This is a genomic window from Halorientalis sp. IM1011, from assembly GCF_001989615.1.
Lineage (GTDB): Archaea > Halobacteriota > Halobacteria > Halobacteriales > Haloarculaceae > Halorientalis.
In genome coordinates this window covers 3200661-3219790 of sequence record NZ_CP019067.1, presented here as the reverse complement: position 1 = coordinate 3219790, position 19130 = coordinate 3200661, and the positions used below count along the sequence as shown (strand labels likewise).

16 protein-coding genes are annotated in these 19130 nt (G+C 65.6%); 9 read left to right on the top strand and 7 right to left on the bottom strand.

The annotated features are described in order from the left end of the window. Positions 1-115: 115 nt before the first annotated feature. A complete protein-coding gene (locus BV210_RS16700) occupies positions 116-1177 on the top strand; it encodes a hypothetical protein (RefSeq protein WP_084802660.1) in 1062 nt (353 codons plus the stop codon). Between the two features lie 16 nt (positions 1178-1193). On the opposite strand, the gene BV210_RS16695 is transcribed toward BV210_RS16700, so the two are convergent. The 6 genes from BV210_RS16695 to BV210_RS20000 form a co-directional block, all read right to left on the bottom strand. Next, positions 1194-2888, bottom strand: a complete 1695-nt coding sequence (locus tag BV210_RS16695) for a thiamine pyrophosphate-binding protein (protein ID WP_077207751.1) — start codon at positions 2886-2888, stop codon at positions 1194-1196. A 133-nt stretch (positions 2889-3021) separates the two neighbouring features. Then, complete coding sequence (locus BV210_RS16690) at positions 3022-5391, bottom strand: TRAP transporter fused permease subunit (RefSeq protein ID WP_077207750.1); 2370 nt, start codon at positions 5389-5391, stop codon at positions 3022-3024. A 44-nt stretch (positions 5392-5435) separates the two neighbouring features. Next, positions 5436-6452 carry a TAXI family TRAP transporter solute-binding subunit gene (locus tag BV210_RS16685; protein WP_077207749.1) on the bottom strand — a complete coding sequence of 339 codons (1017 nt, stop codon included), beginning with the start codon at positions 6450-6452 and terminating at the stop codon, positions 5436-5438. A 204-nt stretch (positions 6453-6656) separates the two neighbouring features. Continuing rightward, positions 6657-7658, bottom strand: a complete 1002-nt coding sequence (locus tag BV210_RS16680; RefSeq protein ID WP_077207748.1) for a TIGR04024 family LLM class F420-dependent oxidoreductase — start codon at positions 7656-7658, stop codon at positions 6657-6659. 122 nt (positions 7659-7780) lie between these two features. Next, positions 7781-8554 (bottom strand): SDR family NAD(P)-dependent oxidoreductase, encoded by a 774-nt coding sequence (locus BV210_RS16675; RefSeq protein WP_077207747.1) that lies wholly within the window; start codon positions 8552-8554, stop codon positions 7781-7783. Positions 8555-8751: 197 nt separating this feature from the next. Next, positions 8752-8901, bottom strand: coding sequence for a hypothetical protein (locus BV210_RS20000; protein WP_157526077.1), 150 nt, complete (start codon positions 8899-8901; stop codon positions 8752-8754). A gap of 352 nt (positions 8902-9253) precedes the next feature. Here BV210_RS20000 and BV210_RS16670 point away from each other — a divergent pair, with 352 nt between their 5' ends. From BV210_RS16670 to BV210_RS16635, 8 genes are all read left to right on the top strand, one after another. Further along, entirely contained in the window at positions 9254-10288 is a 1035-nt protein-coding gene (locus BV210_RS16670) for a hypothetical protein (protein WP_077207746.1), read from the top strand. Positions 10289-10395: 107 nt separating this feature from the next. Continuing rightward, positions 10396-11100 (top strand): ABC transporter ATP-binding protein, encoded by a 705-nt coding sequence (locus tag BV210_RS16665; RefSeq protein ID WP_077208091.1) that lies wholly within the window; start codon positions 10396-10398, stop codon positions 11098-11100. Next, positions 11097-12278, top strand: a complete 1182-nt coding sequence (locus BV210_RS16660; RefSeq protein WP_077207745.1) for an FtsX-like permease family protein — start codon at positions 11097-11099, stop codon at positions 12276-12278. The genes BV210_RS16665 and BV210_RS16660 overlap by 4 nt, the downstream gene beginning before the upstream one ends. Before the next feature lie 37 nt (positions 12279-12315). Then, entirely contained in the window at positions 12316-13482 is a 1167-nt protein-coding gene (locus tag BV210_RS16655) for an ABC transporter permease (protein ID WP_077207744.1), read from the top strand. 62 nt (positions 13483-13544) lie between these two features. Continuing rightward, a complete protein-coding gene (locus BV210_RS16650) occupies positions 13545-15122 on the top strand; it encodes a class I adenylate-forming enzyme family protein (protein ID WP_077207743.1) in 1578 nt (525 codons plus the stop codon). Positions 15123-15277: 155 nt separating this feature from the next. Next, a complete protein-coding gene (locus tag BV210_RS16645; protein WP_077207742.1) occupies positions 15278-16267 on the top strand; it encodes an MBL fold metallo-hydrolase in 990 nt (329 codons plus the stop codon). After that, positions 16264-16989, top strand: a complete 726-nt coding sequence (locus BV210_RS16640; protein WP_077207741.1) for an HAD family hydrolase — start codon at positions 16264-16266, stop codon at positions 16987-16989. Before BV210_RS16645 ends, BV210_RS16640 begins: the two co-directional genes overlap by 4 nt. Positions 16990-17114: 125 nt before the next feature. Then, positions 17115-17897, top strand: coding sequence for an SDR family NAD(P)-dependent oxidoreductase (locus BV210_RS16635; RefSeq protein WP_077207740.1), 783 nt, complete (start codon positions 17115-17117; stop codon positions 17895-17897). Between the two features lie 208 nt (positions 17898-18105). Here the strand turns inward: BV210_RS16635 and BV210_RS16630 are convergent, their stop codons facing one another. Beyond that, a complete protein-coding gene (locus tag BV210_RS16630) occupies positions 18106-19086 on the bottom strand; it encodes an LLM class flavin-dependent oxidoreductase (protein WP_077207739.1) in 981 nt (326 codons plus the stop codon). Between the last annotated feature and the right edge of the window lie 44 nt (positions 19087-19130).

Sequence of the window (19130 nt, the reverse complement as noted above, 5' to 3'; positions counted from 1 at the left end):
ACGTGGTGAGTGCTCGTACCCGTCGAAGCCCGACTCCCGGGAAATCCGATCCTCGGACTCTGGAAATGTTAGCACCGAGGAAAGAAATTTCACTGTGCGACAAGAGTGGGGGTGTATGTCTCGGGACGTGAGAGCTGCGGACACGCTATTCGAACGGGTAGCCTTCGGACTCGGATTCGACCGCCTGAAAGAGCGCATGCCGTGGATCCCGCACCCACTCATCTGTTGGGGGATCGGGGTGTTCGTACTCGATCTGATCGTTCTCCAAGGCATCAAGGAGTTGACGGGGTACACGGCCACGTTCTTCGTCAACCCGACATGGGTAATCCAACCAGTCCTGGTTCTGTTCGCGTCTTTCGTCGTGATATTTCTTCACGACCGTTACAGGGCGGTACTGGAGGAGATCGATGTCGCAGCGCGGACAACCGATCCGGACCGGTTCGATACCCTGGCACCGCATTCGTTTCGAGCATTCCTCTATCTACTTTTCCTGGGATACGGACTCTGGCAATTCGGTATCAACGTCGGAGCGGGGACTATTACGGAGATCGGCGGTGTCGCGGAGCTGCTCGGGGTCGCGGTAGTGATCCCGTTCGGGTACGGAGTCATCTTCTCGGAGTTTCTCGCGACCTACGTCGGTATCATGCTCGTGTTCCCGCGGAAGGTCAGGCGGTCCGACTTTCGACTCAATTTCCTCGATCCGGAAGGTCTCGGTGGGCTTCGTCCAGCGGGCGAACTCATGAAGACCACGTACTACTTCCTCGTCGTCGGGTTAGTCGGATTCCTCGTCGTGCTCTACGGGCCCGCGATCGTCGATCCACTCACCGGCTCCACGTATCCCGACCCCGGGGTGGTCACGAACCTGCTGTTTACGCTCGTCTGGGTGCTCTCGATCGTGACCATGATCTACGGGCTGTCACAGATCCATTGGTTCATGAAACGGACCAAACGGGAAGAACTCACCCGACTCGACCGGGAACTCCGTTCGTCCGTCGTGGACCCCTTCGACCTGGACACGTTCGAAATCGCCGACGAGGACCGATACAATGAGACGAACCGACGGATAGAGTACGTGACGAAAACCCAGGAGTACCCGACCACGTTCACGATGTGGATGCAGATCCTGATCGGTCTGATCCTCCCGAAGGCGATCCAGATGGTAATGGCGTATCTGTAGCGCGTCTCTAACCGATCTAGTCGTGGACGAGCACGTCGAGTACGTCCGTGCCCTCGCGGTCCAGCGCGTCGGCGAAGGTGTCCTCGATCTCGTCGGCCGTCTCGACGCGGTGGCCGCGCGCACCGTGGCTCTCTGCGTTCTTGACCAGGTCGACGGGCGGTTCGAAGTCCATGCCCACGTAGTCGTGGTCCTCGTCGTCGCCGCCGAAGATCTGGATGGTGTTGTCCTTGAGGATGCGGTAGTTGCGGTTGTCGGGGATCACGACCGTGAGGTCGAGATCGTGGCGCGCTGCGGTGTAGATCGAGTGCGGGTAGTACAGGTACGAGCCGTCGCCGACGTACCCGACCACGTCGCGGGGGTCGTCCTGCATCTCTTCAGCGAGCGCCGCGCCGACGGAGGCAGGGAGGCCGTAGCCCAGGCCGCCGCCCTTGTTCGAGATCATCTGCTCGGCCTCCATCTCCCAGCGGATCAGGAGCGGGTACTTCGAGGTGACGCCCTCGTCGACGACGTAGGCGTCCGGCGCGGTCTCCTTGAGGGCGTCGACGAGTTCGGCCTTGGAGGCGCGCGTCTCTCCCTCCGGCGTCTCGTCCTCGCTCATGGACTGGATCGTACTGGCCAGGGCCTGCTTGGTGGTCTCGACGCTGTCGATCCGGCGCTGACGCTCGTCGTCGTCGATCCGGTCTTCGAGGCGGTCGGCCAGTTGTTCCATCACGAGGCCGGGGTCGCCGACGACGGCGGCCTGTGCGGGCTGGTTCTTTCCGACCTCCCAGGCGTCGTCAGAGATGTGGATGCAGGTGGTGTCGCTGTCCACGAGGGCGTTCTCGTGGTTCAGGAGGGTCGTGTGGGTGGACGTGCCGACGAACACGAGCGTGTCGGTGTCCATGAGCATGCTCGCGACGCCCTCGTTGGGCGGGATGTGGGAGATCCACTGCGGGTGGTCACCGGGGAAGTTCACCTCGCAGGCGAGAATCTCGGCGTGGACCCGCGCGCCCGCAGCCTCGGCGAAGTCGACGGCCGCGTCGACGGCATCGGACCCCGAGCGAGCGACGTGGTCGCCGAGCACGAGGACCGGATCGTCGGCCTCCGCGAGCAGGTCTGCCGCCCGCTCGATCTGGCCTGCGTCGCCCCGGCCGGCGTTCGGGATGGGGCCGAGGGGTTCTATGGCCTCGGGGTCGGTTTCCGACAGCATCACGTCCTGTGGCAGGCCGAGGAAGACCGGTCCGGTCGGCGGCGTCAGCGCGACGCGGAACGCCCGGCGGAGCATGGTGGGGAGCGCCGACACGTCCAGTACCTCGTCGGACCACTTCGTGAACTGGTCGACCATCGCTTCGAGGTCGCCGTGGAGCAGGGGTTCCTCGTGGCGGAAGTCCCGTTCGTGGTTGCCGGCGGTGATGACCAGCGGCGTGCCCGCGAACTGGGCGGCGTAGGTGTTCCCGGTGCCGTGGGCCAGTCCGGGCGTGATGTGGAGGTTGACGACGCCTGCCGGCATGACAGTCTCGTCGTGGTGAGCGTGGTAGCGACGCGTGCTGGCGTAGCCCGAGGCCATCCCGACAGCGATGTCCTCGTGGAGCCCCAGGACGTACCTGAGCTCGCTCCGGCTGATCGCGTCCAGGACCGGCAGTTCCGTCGTTCCCGGGTTGCCGAAGACGTGTTCGACGCCGTACTGCTCCAGCGCGTCGACGAACAGATCCGAACCCGTATACTCTGACATGGAGATACTGTCCCTGCGACGGGCACCACTAAAATAGTTAACTTCCGAGTGACAGGGGTTGCCAACCGTTTGGGGCGAGGACCCCACGTGAAAAACTGTTAAGACTGAGACGGCCGCCCGGGGTGGCGAGCGATCAGCGGTCTCCCGCTCGCTGGGCGGGCGAAACGGCCGTCGGAAGTCGGTCCATCTGGACGAGTGCCAGCCCGGCCAGCGCGACGCCGGCCGCGGCGATCTGGAGGAGCGTCGCCACGCTCGCCCCGACGTACCCGGTCAGCGCGGGTGCGAAGAGCGCGGTCGAGGCGAGCAGCAGGTAGACGGCGCGGTGCGGGATGCCGAGGACGTGGCGGCCGTCGAACCCGATGGTCACCGCGGTGAGGGCGATGACGCCGACGAACACGCAGAACACCGCGATCGGCGTTCCGGTCAGCGTCCAGTTGACGAGGCTGTCGTTGACGACCAGCGCGTACGGGATCAGGAACCCGGCCGCACCGATCTTCATCGCCTGCTTCGCGGCAGTCATGAACCCGCTGTTGGCGATCCGCGAGCCGACGGCCACGCCGACCGCGACCGGCGGCGTGATCGCCGACAGCATCGCGAAGTAGAACACGAACAGGTGCGCGGTGATCTCGGTGACGCCCAGATTGACCAGCGGCGAGACCAGCAGCGTCGCCACGAGGATGTACGCCGCCGGCGTCGGCATCCCGAGACCGAAGAGGATGCTGGTGATCATCGCCAGGATGAGGACGACCAGCAGGACACCCCCGCCCAGCGCGACCATCCGGACGCTGATCTCGGAGGTCAGCCCGGTCTGGGTGAGCATGCTGATGATGACGCCCATCGCGGCGAGGACGCCCACCAGGGGGGCCATGTCCATCGCCCCGCGACGGAACCCTTTGAGCGTCGTGTAGACGGCCTCGACGAGCGTGATCAGCGCCCGTTTGACTGCAGTTTCGACCGAGACACTCGCTATCGGAGTGTCGTCGGCATCGTCGGCGACGCCGCCGAGTGAGCGGGCAAGCGTCGTAATCGGCTCCCCGAGGATCATCGTCCCGATCAGCGTCAGCGTGGTGTACAGCCCCGCCGCCATCGGCGAGAGTTGCATGACGACGAGCGTGTAGATCAGCACCGACATCGGGATCGCGAAGTGCGTGCCGTCGAAGAAGCCCGCCACCGCGGTCGCGAAGTCCGCGGCCACGCCGCGGTCCTCTTTCCCCAGCACCACGGCCTGGAGCAGGCGGGCTGCCACCAGCGCCGCCAGAGCGGCCGCAGCCGCCTGGAGGATGGCCTGTTCGAGAACGACCCGGACCAGATAGAACGCGCCCACGACCACCAGCGCGTACAGCGACTTCAGGAGCGATCCGCGGCTGAACAGCGAGGCCAGGATGCCCGGCCCGTCCGTGTTCTCGGTGGTCCAACCGTAGCGCAGGACCGCGAACTGGACGGCGACGCCGACCGAGAAGTAAAACAGCAGTGCCGGGATGATCGCCGCCTGGATGACCCGGACGTAGGCCACACCCAGGATGTCGGCCATCAGGAACGCGGCGACGCCCATCACCGGCGGCATGATCTGCCCGCCGGAGGAGGCGACGCTCTCGATGGCGGCCGCGAAGTCCTTCCGGACGCCCTGATCCTTCATCATCGGGATGGTGAACGAGCCGGTGGTCGCGGCGTTGGCCGCCGCGCTCCCGGTGATCGATCCCATGGCCATGCTGGAGATAATCGCGACGTGGACGACCCCGCTCTTGAGGTTCTTCCCGAGTTTCTGGCCGAGACCGAGGATGACGTCGAGCGCGCCGAACTCGCGAGCGAGGCCGGCGAACATGATGAAGATGGCGACCCAGGTCGCGCCGATCTCCATGATGAAGCCGAACGCGCCGGTGAGCCGGACCGCGCCGTAGGTCGCTACCCCGGTCAGATCGAACCCCGGGTGCTGGAGGAAGCCCGGCATCAGGTTGCCGAAGTAGGCGTACAGCACCGAGCCCATGGCGACGAGGGCGATGGACCAGCCGTAGGCCCGCCGGGTAGCGTCGATCGCCAGGAAGACGATGACCAGCCCGACGTACAGGTCGACGTTCTGAAAGCCCGCGATCAACGCGGAGCTATCGAGACGCGAGTAGCTGGTAAAGACGTGGTAGCTGGCGGCTGCGGCGGCCGCTGCCAGCGCGACGCAGAGGCCCCCATCGGCGAACCTGACGAGGCGGTAGGGGCGGTCCGACAACCAGTCGGACCACAGCATCGCGTCGGTCCGGTCCGTCGGGTCCTCGACGATTCGGAGCGCCTGTGACAGGTAGTACAGGGCGATGCCGGCACCGAAAAAGCCGACGGCGAACTTGGTCCGGACGATCGGCCTGGCCCAGGCGAAATATACCGTCACGGCGGTCAAGGCGACGCCGATGAGCGTGATCAGGACGAGCAGTACTTGTTCGGCGATCCCCCGGTCGCGGAATGCGCGGAGGTCCTCACGTGGCGACCAACTCTCGGGTTCTGACGTGGTATCGGTCATCGTAAGTATCGAAAGCGTGGGTACGGCGGCAACCGGTCAGGTCGCTACTGTTCGGCGATCTCGTACTCGTCGTTCCAGATGCCCTGTTCCTTGTAGAAGTCGGCCGCGGCGGGGTGGAACGGGAGGGTGGTGTAGCCGTTCTCCATCCAGAACTCGCCCTCTTCCATCCGACCGAGCAGGGCGTTCTCCTCGCCCAGACCGTCGCGGTTGGCCCACAGGGTCTCCAGGAACGAGTAGAGGGTGTCGTAGTCGAAGTCGTCCCGGGTGACGAAGTTGTACGCGAGCGCCGGCGTGTTCAGGGTGTCGGGGGCGTAGCCGTAGCCCTCGAACTGCGTTGTGTCAACCTCGCTCATGATGATGGATGGGTCCTCCTCCAGTTCCGAGACCACGTCACTGGGGAACTGAAGCAGGCGCAGGTCGACCGTACTCTTCATCTGCTGGACCCAGCTCGGCTCCACTGAGAGGTTGATGAACGTCCCGGCACCGGCGTCGAGCCGACCTTCGCTCATCGCACTCCCCTGTGAGCCGTATCCGATGCTGATGCGTTCGTACTCGTCCGTGGCGAACCCGAGCGCGTATTCGAGCATCTCCGCCGTCCCGGAACCGCTCGGGGTCGGCGAGACGCGGTCACCGGAACCGATGTCTTCGATGCTCGTCCAGTCGTCGTTGGCCGAACAGAGGAACCAGGCCAGGTCGTACAGGTGGAACGTCTGGACCGGGGTGAAATCGAGGTTTCCGAACGGCTCTTCCTCGTTGGCGAGCTTACTCGCCGTCCAGTTCTGGATGTAGACGATGTCGGACTGGTCCTGGCTGAGCCGACCGATGTTGGCGTTTGTCCCCTCGCTGGGCTGGGCCTGCACGTTCACCTCGTCGTTGTTCTGGCTCACGACGTTCGCGATGACCGTACTCATCGTATACGCCGACGTGTCCTGTGTCGACGTGGTCATGATCATCTCGCCGTCGGCACCCGGAGCCTCACCGCTCCCGCTACCGCCGTCCCCGAAACATCCGGCGAGGCCGGCCGCACCGACGAGTCCCGCGGTACCGAGCGAACGCTTCATAAACGACCGTCTGTCGACGGCATCTAAAGTCGAGTTTTCACGCATGGGAACCGAATTAACGTTTACACCATATATAGCCTTTCATAGAAGAAGTGTTATAGCTAAATCAAGAATGGTTAACAGTGGTATATCTGTGGAGTCTGACGGCGATCGATTTCCCGGAGAGAGCACCGAAAATAGATCGGGTCGATCGTCTCTCTCCCGTCAGTTGGCCGGCGCGAGCGCCTCGATTGTTCGCTGGATGTCTGCCTGCTCGGCCGCGCGGGGGAAGGATACGGAGGCGGAACTCACGCCGTCGATGGCCTCGAACTCGTCGATGCGGTCGCGACACTCGTCGGGCGTTCCTGCGACGGCGAGTTCGTCGAGCAGGTCGTCGGGGAACTCGGCGACCATTCGTTCTCGGTCGCCGTCGTCCCAGTTGTCGTGGATGCGGTTAGCCAGATCCTCGTAACCCTGCCGGGCCAGTGCGTCCCGGTAGAACGTGCCCATGCCGCCGATATAGAAGCAGATATGCTGTTTGACGAGTCGGCGGGCACGTTCACGGTCCTCGTCGACACAGCAGGTCAGCGAGAGGGTGATCTCCTGGTCGCTCCGGTCCCGATCGCCCAGTTCAGCGCCGTGGTCGAAGTCGTCCATCCGGTCGCGGATGCCGTCTTTCGTGAGCATCAGGGCGTGCCAGCCGTCGGCGAAGCGCCCTGCGAGTTCGACCGATTTCGGCCCCATCCCGGCGGCGTCGATCCCCGGTGGATTTTCGGGCGGGTCACAGCGCAGGCGGAATCCGTCTAGGTCGTAGTACTCGCCGTCGTAACTGACCCGCTCGCCCGAGAGGACCTGCTTGACGACTTCGACCGTCTCGCGAGTGTACTTTAGCGGGTTGGCGAAGTCCTTGCCGTGCCAGTTCTCGATGACGATTGGGCCGGAGGGGCCGAGGCCCAGCCTGAAGCGGCCGTCGGAGACTTCCTGGAGGGTGGCGGCGGTCTGGCCGATGAGGGCGGCGGATCGAGAGTAGATCGGCATGATCGAGGTGCCGATGCCGATCTCCTCGGTGCCGTGGGCGATGCTCGTCAGTGTCGTTACCGCGTCCCGGCCCCACGTCTCGGGGAGCCACGCGCGGCCGTATCCCAGTTCCTCGGCGGTCTGTGCCTGTTCGACGAGCGTCTCCACGCTCGGCTGTGCCGCGACCGGCAAGAATACGTCACGTGCCATACCCCGTCACCGGACGGGACCGGGAAATAAGTTGCCGCCTCGGTGTGCCCGCTCGACCGCGAGGCAAGGCTAACGGCGCGGCTCCGGGACCACGACGAAAAATCGAAGTGAGTGTTTCAGGTTTAGATGTCCGGATCTTCCATGATGTCCGGGACGCCCTTCGCCGTGATGGTCTCGCCGGTGATGTACGACGAGGCCTCGCTGGCGAGGAACTGGGCCAGGTCGGCGATCTCTTCCTCGACGCCGATCTGGCGGTCGACCTCCGAGCGGTCGATGTCGTCGGCGCTGACGCCCATCTGGCTCTCGACGCCGGGCGTTGCGACGAACCCGGGCGCGATGCAGTTCACCCGGACATCGTCGTCGGCCCACTCGTAGGCGAGCGTCGACGTGAGGTTCGAGACGGCGGCTTTCGCCGCGGCGTAGTGGCTCATGAACGGCGCGCCGCGATTGCCGGCCACGCTGGAGAAGTTGACGATCACGCCGCCGTCGCCCTCGCGCATGACCTCGCCCGCGGCCTGCGTGCAGTGGTAGGTGCCGTGGAGGTTGATGTCCACGATGGTCTTCCAGCCGTTCTCGCTGATGCCCTCGAAGTTGGCCATGAAGGAGGCACCGGCGTTGTTGACGAGGATGTCCACGCTGCCGAACTCCTCGACGGTCGCCTCGACCAGCGCGTCGACCGCGTCGCGGTCGGTCACGTCACACTCGATGGCGAGGCACTCGCCGCCGTCCTCGGCGTTGATGCCCTCGGCCACCTCGTCGACTTTCTCCTGCTCGCGCGAGCAGATGACCACGTCGGCACCGTCGTCGGCGAACCGCTCCGCGATGGAGCGACCGATTCCCTGTGACGCACCCGTGATAATCGCCGTCTGTCCCTCGACCGCGAACTGCTCTCTCATCGTACCGCCTCCGTTTCAGTTACCATTGTTAATCAACAATGCCGCGTTCTACCTCACTGTTAATAAAACTGCACGTCCCGGGAGTGGCGTGGGTCGAAACTCCAGGTTCCGAATTTCCCCGCGATCGATGTCAAGTAAAAAAGTTCTAATGGCAAGAAGTGTGACTCGATGGCATAGGACGATGGTCCCCAACTGTCCTACCCCTCCGAGGTCGCAGTCATGAGCCCCGCCGTTCGACGGCCGCTCCCGGCGGTCACGACGGCGGTGGTCGCAGTGTTGCTGGTCGCCTCCGCGGCCAGCGCACCGCTCGCGACTGCGAACACGGCGAACAGTACCCAAACAACCACACCGGACCCGTATATCGACGGCGTTAGCGTCACACCAGAGCAACCGTCTGCAGACAGTCTCGTTAAAATATCCACGACCGTCGCCAACTCTCAGAGTAGTAACGGAGTTGCTGAAATACGAACCGCCTACCTCACTCACAAAGGAAGCGGGGAGCGGATAGGGAGCATTAGCGACCTCGGCAGTCTCAGTCCCGGGGGAAGTTCTGAGATACCGATAACGACGGAGTTCGACGAACCCGGAGTCAAAAAATTGGAAGTCACTGTCGTGGCGGACGTCAATCCGACTGGCGTCAGCGAATATGTGAGGCTCAAATATCCCATCGTAATCTCCGTCACCGAGAGCGGGCCGAAGATGCGCATCGACGTGGCGGGATCGGTCGGCTCCCACCGTGAGATCGCGGTCAACGTCTCGAACGGCCAGTCCGAGGCGATCCGGAACCTCAACCTCTCCGTCGACGGGCGGAACGTCCGGTTCGAGGATCCGGAGCGTCTCGACGCCAAACTCGAACCCGGCACCAAGCGGACGTTCAGCTACTCCGGGTCGGTCCCGGACGGCGACGCGGGTTCGATCACGGCGACGCTCGAATACACGAACTCGATGGGCCAGACCCAGACGCTCGAACGGACGAGACGCCTCGGCGCGGCGAGCGGGTCCGAGGCCGTCGACGGGCCGCAACTGGCCCTCTCCGTCGCCGAGGGACTGCCCGGCACGACCCGACCGGTCAACGTGACCGTCGCGAACGGGCTGGAAGGTGACCTGAGCCAGGTGGAGGTCTCCGTCGACTCCCCGACCGCGACGTTCGCCGCGAGCGAGCGGGTCACTTCCCGGCTGACCGTTGGCGAGACGACGGACTTCCAGTTCCCGGCCCGTGTCGACGAGAGCGGCACCTACCCGGTGTCGGTGACGCTCAACTACACCGACGACGGCGCCCGCAAACAGGTGACCGAGCGGTTCCAGGCGGCGTTCGACGCGCCACCGAACCCCGGAACCATCGAACTCACCGGCGTGGACGCGGTCGCACAGGGCGGTACTGTCGAGATAACGGCAACCGCGAGCAACGTCGGCTCCGACGAGGTGGAGTCGGTCATCGTCTCGACGGGCGAGGCCGAGAACGTCGGGCGCAAGAAGTACTTCGTCGGGTCGGTCGACGCGAGCGACTTCTCGTCGTTCACGCTCTCGCCCTCGGTCACGGGCAACGTCTCCTCGGTCCCGGTGGAAGTGAGTTACGTGGTCGACGGCGTGCGACGCAACTACACGACAGAGATTCCAGTCACTGAGGCCGCGACGCCGGACCGCTCGCCACAGCAGGGTGGGCTTCCGATCGTGCCGATCGTCGTAATCGTCGCCCTGATCGCGGCGGTCGTGCTCTACCGCAGACGGGGGTGACCGCTGTGGCACCCGACCCCGACGACGAGACCGGCGTGGACGGGTGGCACGAGGCCACCGGATCCGAACCCGGCGGGAGGACCGACGGGTCCGTCACGACCGACGCCATCATCCGCGGGACCGACGTGGTCAAGGAGTACGAGACGGGCGGCCAGATCGTCCGCGCGCTGAAAGGTGTCGACTTCGGCATCGCACCAGCCGACTTCGTGGCGGTCGTCGGCCCCTCCGGGAGCGGAAAGTCCACACTCCTGAACCTGCTCGGCCTGCTGGACGTGGCCACCAGCGGCGACGTTCGCCTGCGCGGCCAGGACGTGTCGACGTTCACGGACCGCGAGCGGACCCGCAAGCGCAAGGAGACGATCGGGTTCGTCTTCCAGAGCTTCTACCTGATCCCGACACTCACGGCCGTAGAGAACGTCGAGATGCCGCGGATGCTCGACCGGACGCCGACGAAGACTCGCGAGCGGGCGCGGGAGTTGCTCGAACGCGTGGGGCTGGGCGACCGCCTCGACCACTACCCCGACGAACTGTCGGGCGGGCAGAAACAGCGCGTCGCCATCGCACGCTCTTTGATCAACGATCCCGACATCCTGCTGGCCGACGAGCCGACCGGGAACCTCGACCGGGACACCGGTGACCAAATCCTCGAACTGTTCGACGAACTCCGCCGTGACGAGGACGTCGCCGTCGTCACCGTGACCCACGACGACTACGTTGCCGAGGCCGCCGACCGCGTCGTGACCCTCATCGACGGGCTGGTGCGGGAGACCGACGATCGGCGAGCGAACTTCGAGGGGGATCCCGAGCCGTGAACCCGATCCGCTGGCTCGCCGGTCGGTTCCCGACGCTGTCGCTGGCCCGGCGGAACCTCTCGCGTGCGACCCTCCGTTCGGGACTCGCCGTCACGGCCGTCGTCATCGGCGTCGTCGCCATCGGTGCCATCGGCACGGGCGGCGAGGCGTTCAAACAGGATCAACTGGAGGCCTACGAGGGCTTCGGTGGGACGGCGACGGTGGAACCCGACGTGACCGTCGAGGACGGCAACATCACGAATACCGAACTCTCGGACGGAGACATCGACCGTATCAGGCAGGCCGCCGGCAGCGCAACGGTATTGCCCGTCCACGAACCGCTCGGGGCGTACGTCCAGACCCAGTCCGGGACGCTCCTCTTTCAGGCGCAGGTGAAGGGGCTCGAGAACCCGGGCGAGTTCTACGAGGCCCGGAACGGGACGATCCCGGACAACTGGCGTCGGACGATCGTGATCGGCTCGCGGGTCGCAGAGCAGAACGACCTCGAACCGGGCGACCGGTTGCGGATCAACGTCACCGACGAGTTCGACCGGAGCTTCGAGATTTCCGCCGTTCTCGAGCCTCAGGGGTTCTCTGCCCCGCTGGGGGCGGATCAGACGGTGTTCGTTCCGGCCTCGCAGTTCGAGAGCGACGGCTACGAGCAGGCCATCGTCCGGGTCGACACGACGACCGGTTCCGTCGACGCCGCGACACGGGCCATCGAGAGCGAGTTCAACGTCCGGGAGGAGGTGGTCCGTGTCGAGCAGGTCCAGGAGCAACGCGAGCAGTTCACGGAGTTTTTCGGCACGATCAACCAGTTTTTGATCGGCGTCGGTGCGATCTCGCTGCTGGTCGCCGCGGTCACCATCGCCAACACCATGCTGATGGCGGCCATCGAGCGCGAGAGCGAGATCGGCGTCCTCCGGGCGTACGGCTACCCCAGGCGGGCAGTCGTCAGCCTGCTCGTCGCCGAGTCGACGATCCTCGGCGTCATCGGGGCGGCCATCGGCGTCCCCATCGCGCTCGGCATCGGCATGGCGATCAACCAGCTCCTGCTCGGGGACCCGCTGGCGTTCACCGCCGCGGGGCTCCGATACGTCGGGATCGGCGTCGCCTTTGGCATCGTGACCGCGCTGCTCGCGGGGCTGTACCCGGCGTGGAAGGCGGCCAACAAACGACCCGTGGAGGCGCTGGACTGATGGTCCGAATCGACCACCCCGGCGGAGGTGCCCGGCCGTGAGCTGGCTCCGACGGATTACAGGCCGGTTCCCGTCGATCGTCATCGCTCGGCGGAACATCTCCCGGGCACGCACGCGGTCGCTGCTGGCGGCCGCGGCGATCACGATCGGCGTCGTGGCGATCGCGGCTATCGGGGCCGGCGGCGCGGCGTTCAAGCAGAGTCAACTCGACCGGATCCAGGAGCAGGGCGCGACGAACGTCTACGTCTCGCCGGGGTTCGACAAGGACGAGTCGAATTTCGACCGGACGGACCTGCTGCGGATCGAGGAGACGGTGGGGGGTGCCGGTATCGTGGCCACGGAGTCCCGATCGATGGAGTACCGGATACGATCTAACCGCCGATTGAGCGTCTCGGTGACGTATCTCGACGATCCACGGCTGCTCTACGAGGTCGCGGCGGGGGAGATTCCGACGAACTGGCGGCGAAGCGCCGTCGTCTCGAACGAGTTCGCCGCGGACCACGGCCTCGAACCCGGCGATCGAATCATGCTGGCTCCGGAGGCCGACGACGGCGAGGTCGCCGAGACTCGGCCCTACCGCGTGACAGCCGTGCTGGCCGAGAGCGCGGCCTTCGGCGTCGACGAGGTGTTCCTCCCGATCGAGGAGACGGGTGACCGCACCTACAGTCAGGTCCGGGTGACGACCCAGTCGGTCGACGAGGCCGAAGCGGCGGCCACGGCCCTGCGGTCGGAGTTCAACGGTCGGAAGGACCAACTGCTCGTCTTCGAACTCACGTCGCTCGTCCGCCTGTTCCGGTCGATCGTCGACGGGATCAACCTGTTCCTGGCGGGGCTGGGCTCGCTGTCGCTACTGGTCGCCGGAGTCTCGATCGCCAACACGATGTTGATGTCGGTGACCAAGCGACGCGAGGAGATCGGTGTCCTCCGGGCGGTCGGCTACTCGAAGGTCGACATCCTGTGGATCCTGCTGGTCGAGGCCGCGATGCTCGGGGCCCTCGGCGCGGGCATCGGCATCGCGCTGGCGCTGCTGGTCGTGCTGGCCGCCAACGCCGTCTTCCTCGGGAGCCCCTTCGCGTTCACGTCGGAGTCGCTGCTCTATCTGGGCGGCGCGGTCGCGTTCGGAATCCTCACCAGCCTCATCGCGGGTGCCTACCCCGCTTGGCGCGCGGCAAACGAACGCCCCGTCGAGGCCCTCCGGGGCTGACGGAAAAAGGTCCGGAGGGGACCGACGGTAGCTTTTATTTCCGGTGTACGGTATCGGGTGGCATGGACATACAGGATCTCGGGGAGCGTCCCCTGGAGGGGAACGCGGCCGGACTGCACGACCGGACGGCCGACGTGAACGGCGATCTGACTGCGATCGAACACGACGACGAAACGCTCTCGCACGCCGAATTGCGCGACCGGTCGGCGGCCTTCGCCGGGGGCCTCCACGATCTGGGACTGGAACCGGGCGACCGGATCGTCCTCTACCTGCCGAACTGTCCGGCGTACGTCGTGGCTTCGCTCGGCGGGCTGAAAGCCGGGACGCCGGTCTCGTTCATGAACCCGCAGTACAAGCCCCGGGAGATGGTCCACCAGCTGGAAGACACCGACGCCGACGCTATCGTCACCCACTGGTGGCTCCGGAGTACGGTCGACGACGCGCTGGCGGAGACCGACGTGGACCCGGTAGTGATCACAGCCGGCGACCGCGGACAGGTGCCCGACGACGACCACCACGTCGACGACGTGGCGGGTGAGCCGACCCACGTCGAGCGCGACGGCGAGGACGTAGCGCTCCAGCCCTACACCAGCGGGACGACGGGGCAACCCAAAGGCGTGCAGTTGACCCACCGGAACGTCCGCGCTCAGGGCGTCGACATGCTGGTCGAGGACGACGAGAAGGCACCGCTGACGCCAGCCGAACTCAAGAGCCTGATCTGGCTGCCCATGTACCACATCACGGGCTTCGTCCACTGTGGGTGGCAACCCCTCCTTTTTGGTGGATCCCTCCACCTCCGAAGCGCGATGCGGTGGGACCCCGCCGAGGCGATGGCGACCATCGAGGATCTGGGGATCACCCACTTCGTCGGCGTCACGACGATGTACGTCGACATGGTCACCGACGAGGCCTTCGGCGACCACGACCTGACGAGTCTGGAAGTGGCGGCGGAGGGCGGCGCGAAGATGTCCGTGGCGGTCCAGCGGGAGTTCGAGGACACCGCTGGCGTCGACGTGACGGAGGGGTACGGGCTGACCGAGACCTGCGGGGCGACCCACACCGAGAACCAGACCGCGTTCGGTCACAGGGAAGGCACCGTCGGGCAACCCCTCCAGATGACTGACTCGAAGATCGTCGACGAGTCGGGCGAGGAGGTGATGCCTGGCGAGGAAGGGGAGTTGCTGGTGCGTGGCCCGCAGGTGATGACCGGCTACCACGACATGCCCGATGCGACCGAAGAAGCGTTCACCGACCGCGGGTACCTCCGGACCGGCGACGTGGCCCGACGCGACCGAGACAACTACTACGAGATCGTCGACCGGAAGAAACACGTCATCGTCACCGCCGGCTACAACGTCTACCCCAGCGAGGTCGAGGAACTGCTGACCGAACACGACGCGGTGGCCGAGGCCGCCGTCGTCGGCGTCGACGACCAGCGCCGCAACGAAGTCCCCGTGGCCTACGTCGTCCCCCGCCCCGAAATCGAACCCGGCGAGGACGTGACCGCCGAGGCGATCAAACAGTTCGCCCTCGACGAACTGGCCGAGTACAAACACCCCCGCGAGGTCGAGTTCGTCGACAGCCTCCCCCGGACGACCAGCGGCAAGATCCAAAAGTACAAACTCCGGGACGACGAGTAACACGGTATCTCGACCCCGCCACTACCCCCCAATTCGTAACTCGTTAAATAAACGGCCTCAAATAACTGGTTCTGTTGGTATTTCGGCAGTGATTGGTTTCCATCGTTGTGTTCTAGGGCAACGTTTATCTGTCGGAAGACTCTCCTATTCTGAAAATGAACGAGCGAGGAACCCACATGCAGGAGACGACGACGGTCCATCGGCTGGAGTGTAGCGTGGACTGGCCGCCCGAGAACGTGGCGGCGTACTTCGTGGACTGTGCCGAACCGATCCTGTTCGACGCCGGGATGGCGGGCGAGCAGGCTCGCGACGAGTTGATCGCGGATCTCGACGATCACGGTCACGAACTCGCGGACATCGACCACCTGGTCGTCACCCACCCCCACACCGACCACATCGGACAGGTGCAGGCAGTCATCGACGCCGCCGATCCCGAAGTGTACGCACCCGCGACCGTCCGGGAACGATTCGAGCGCGAACCAGAGGGGCTGGAAGCGACGGTCCGGGAGAACGCGCAGAAGGCCGGCGTGCAGGGCGAGTATCTCGACGAAGCGGTGAAGATGTCCGTCGACTCGCTGAAACGCGACAGCAGTCTCCTCCCGAGCGCGGCCGTCGACCACTGGCTCGGCCGCGGCGAGACCGTCGACATCGGCCCGCTCACCGTCGAGACGGTTCACACACCGGGCCACCAGGCCGACCACCTCTGCTACCTGACCGATCTGGACGGCGAACGCGTCCTCTTCTCGGGGGACATGGCGCTCGGTACATTCCGTCCCGTGGCGATGCACACGGGCTTCGACGACGGCTACGAGGAAGCCATCGACGCCTTCTACACCGCACTCGACACACTGGGAGAAATCGACGTGGATCGCGTGTTCACCGGCCACGACGCGCCTCACACCGACTTCGCGGACGCCGTCGAACGGGACCGCGAGAGTCTGGATCGGCTGCTCGACCGGACCCGAGAGGCGCTGGCGGACGGCAGCGGCTCGACGGCCGTCGACATCGCCTTCCAGCGCTCGGGCGACCGAAACATGGAGTACCTGGTCATCGAGACAGCCAGCGCGCTCGCCCACCTCGAACGAGAGGGCGAGCTGACAGGCGAGACGGACGAACACGGCGTCCGTCGCTACGAGGTCGCATGACCGAGTACGAGGCCGTCTTCTTCGACATCGGCGGCGTCATCGTCTCGCTCCCCTCGATCCGGCAGGGCTACGTCGATTATCTGGAGGAGTTCGCCGCCGAGCGCGGCCTCGACCACGGCCCCGCACTGGAGACCTGGCGGGAGGCCCTCGGCGATCACTTCAAATCCGCCGAGGGCACCGAGTACATGTCCGCCAGCGAAGGGTATCAGAAGGCCTTCCAGGCCATCGTCGACGGCGACATCGACCGCGAGGAGTGGGAGCCCGGGTTCGAGACCGCCACGAAGGCCGCCATGGAGACCGAACCGAACGTCGTCGAGACGATCCGGGCGCTGGACGACGCAGGCCTGTATCTGGGCATCGTCTCGGACATCGACACGGCCGAGGCCCACCGGATGCTCGACCAGTTCGGCGTCGACGACGCCTTCGACGGCGTGACCACCTCAGAGGCCGTCGGCTACAAGAAACCCGACCAGCGGATGTTCGACGACGCACTCGACAGGTCCGACGTCGACCCCGCCCGCTCGCTGATGGTCGGCGACCGCTACGACCACGACATGCAGGGTGGCAAAGCGGCCGGCCTCGACACCGTTGCCTACAACGGCACCGCCTTCGAGCGCGCCGAAGAACTGGACAGGGACGGCCACCGCGTCGTCGAAGAGGACGCCATCGACTTCGCCATCGAGGACCACCGAACACTCCTTTCGATCGTCGGCGTCGAGTAGTTCGACGGGTCGTACGAGCGTCCCGCTACCACCGTTTTTCGACGGGTCTGTCGGGTCGACTGATAAACCCCCCTCCCTTATGAGGAGGAACTGTTAACAAAGTGTGTTCGGAACAGCCAGATGCAATGGACTTCGGACTTGACGACAAGACGGCCCTCGTGACGGGGGGTGCGGGCCGCATCGGTGAAGAGGACTGCAAGACACTCGCAGCGGAGGGCGCAGAAGTGGTCGTCCTCGACGTCGACGAGGACGGCGCGCAGGACGTCGCCGACGATATCAACGAGGCCGACAACGACGGTGAGGCCATCGCCATCGAGTGTGACCTCACCGACCGCGATCAGGTCAGTGAGGTCGTCGACGACCTGCAGGACGCGACCGGCGGCGTCGACATCCTCGTGAACAACGCCGGCCTCGTGGACGCCGTTGGTACGGCCGGCGACCTCGACCCCAGCATCTGGGACCGAGACATCTCGGTCAACCTGACGGGCACCTACAACATCACCCGCGAGATCTTCCCCAACATGTGTGACCGGGGCTGGGGCCGCATCATCACCATGTCATCGCTCGCCGGCTGGGAAGGCGGGTACGGCCAGATCTCCTACTCCACCACGAAGGCCGGCCTCATCGGCTTCGGCAAGACGCTCGCCCTGGAGGGTGCACCCGAGGGCGTCACCTCGAACATCCTCGCACCGACCATCGTCGTCGGCGACCTCGCCGAACTGCCCCACGACCAGCTCGAGAACATCAACGAACACTGGGCCGACATCGCCCGCGCCACGCCGATGGACAAACTCGGCAGCGAGGAGGACGTCTCCAACCTCGTCGCCTACCTCTCCTCCGAGCAGGCCGAGTACATCACCGGTCAGGTCATGGGCGTCACCGGCGGCGTCGACCTGTTCACGTACTAGCACCTTTTTACTGCGGGGGGGTTCGCCGGGGGCGAACCCCCCGTTGCAAAAACGTGCGTGAAAAACTCTCCGCGAGTCGCGCCCTGCGGGCGCGCTCGCGGTGTCTTCGTGAGTGACCGAAGGGAACGAACGATGGCTCGAAAGACGCATCGCGTCTTTCGGTGAACTGCGCTCGCTCCGCTCGCGCGGATGCTAGCCTTCCACTCGTTTACTGATCGGGCGCGAGCGCCTGAATCGTGTCCATCGCCATCTCTCCGGCGGCCTGCCGGGGCACCGTGATCATCGGCAGATCGACGATCCCGTCCTGCAGTTCGTCCAGTCGGTCGCGGGCCTGCTCCGTCGTGCCGGCTACCCCGAGCGCGTCGACCATCTCGTCGGTCACTGCGTCCGAGGCGTCACCTCGGTCGCCCGACCGCCACGCGTCGGCGACCGCCTCCGCACCGTCCGGGAACCGCTGGGCGACTGCCTTCCGATAGCCCTCGCCGCTCCCGACGTAGTAGGCGACGTGACCCCGGATCGCGTCGCGGGCCGCGTCCGGGTCCTCGTCGCTGACCGCCGACGGGACGTACGGCGCGACGGTGATCTCGCTCGCGTCCCGTCCCGCTTCGTCAGCCGTCTCCTCGATGTCCGCGAAGGCCTCGGGCAGGTCCGGGAAGGGGACGTTGTGGGGGATCCAGCCGTCGGCGAGCCGGGCGACGACCCGGCGGTTGGCCGGCCCGAGCGCCGCGTGGTAGACCGGGACGTCCCGACCCAGTGGCTCGAAATCCTCGACCTGAATCATTTTTCCGTCGTAGGAAACACGCTCCTCGTCGGTCGAGAGGTACCGCTGGGCGACGGCGATGGTCTCGTGGGCCCGGCGGACCGGGTTCTCGTAGTCGATGCCGTGGAGGTCCTCGATGGCCTTGGCGGTGCTGACACCGGTTCCCAGTACCATCCGGCCGTCGGCGTAGCGGTCCACGGTGGCGGCGGCCATCGCGAGAACGGCCGGGGAGCGGGAGAACACGTTGGCGATGGCGGTCCCCAGCCGTACTTCCTCGGTAGCCTCGGCGACCGCCGAGAGCTGGACGAACGCGTCGCTCCCCCAGAGTTCCGGCATCCAGACGGAGCCGTAGCCCAGCTGTTCGGCGGTGGTCGCGACGCCGGTCGGATCCATCACGTCCGCGGGCGGCAAGAGCAGGCCCGGTTGCATGGTCTTCGCAATCGCCGCCCCGGTACAAAAAGCTCCCTCCGGTC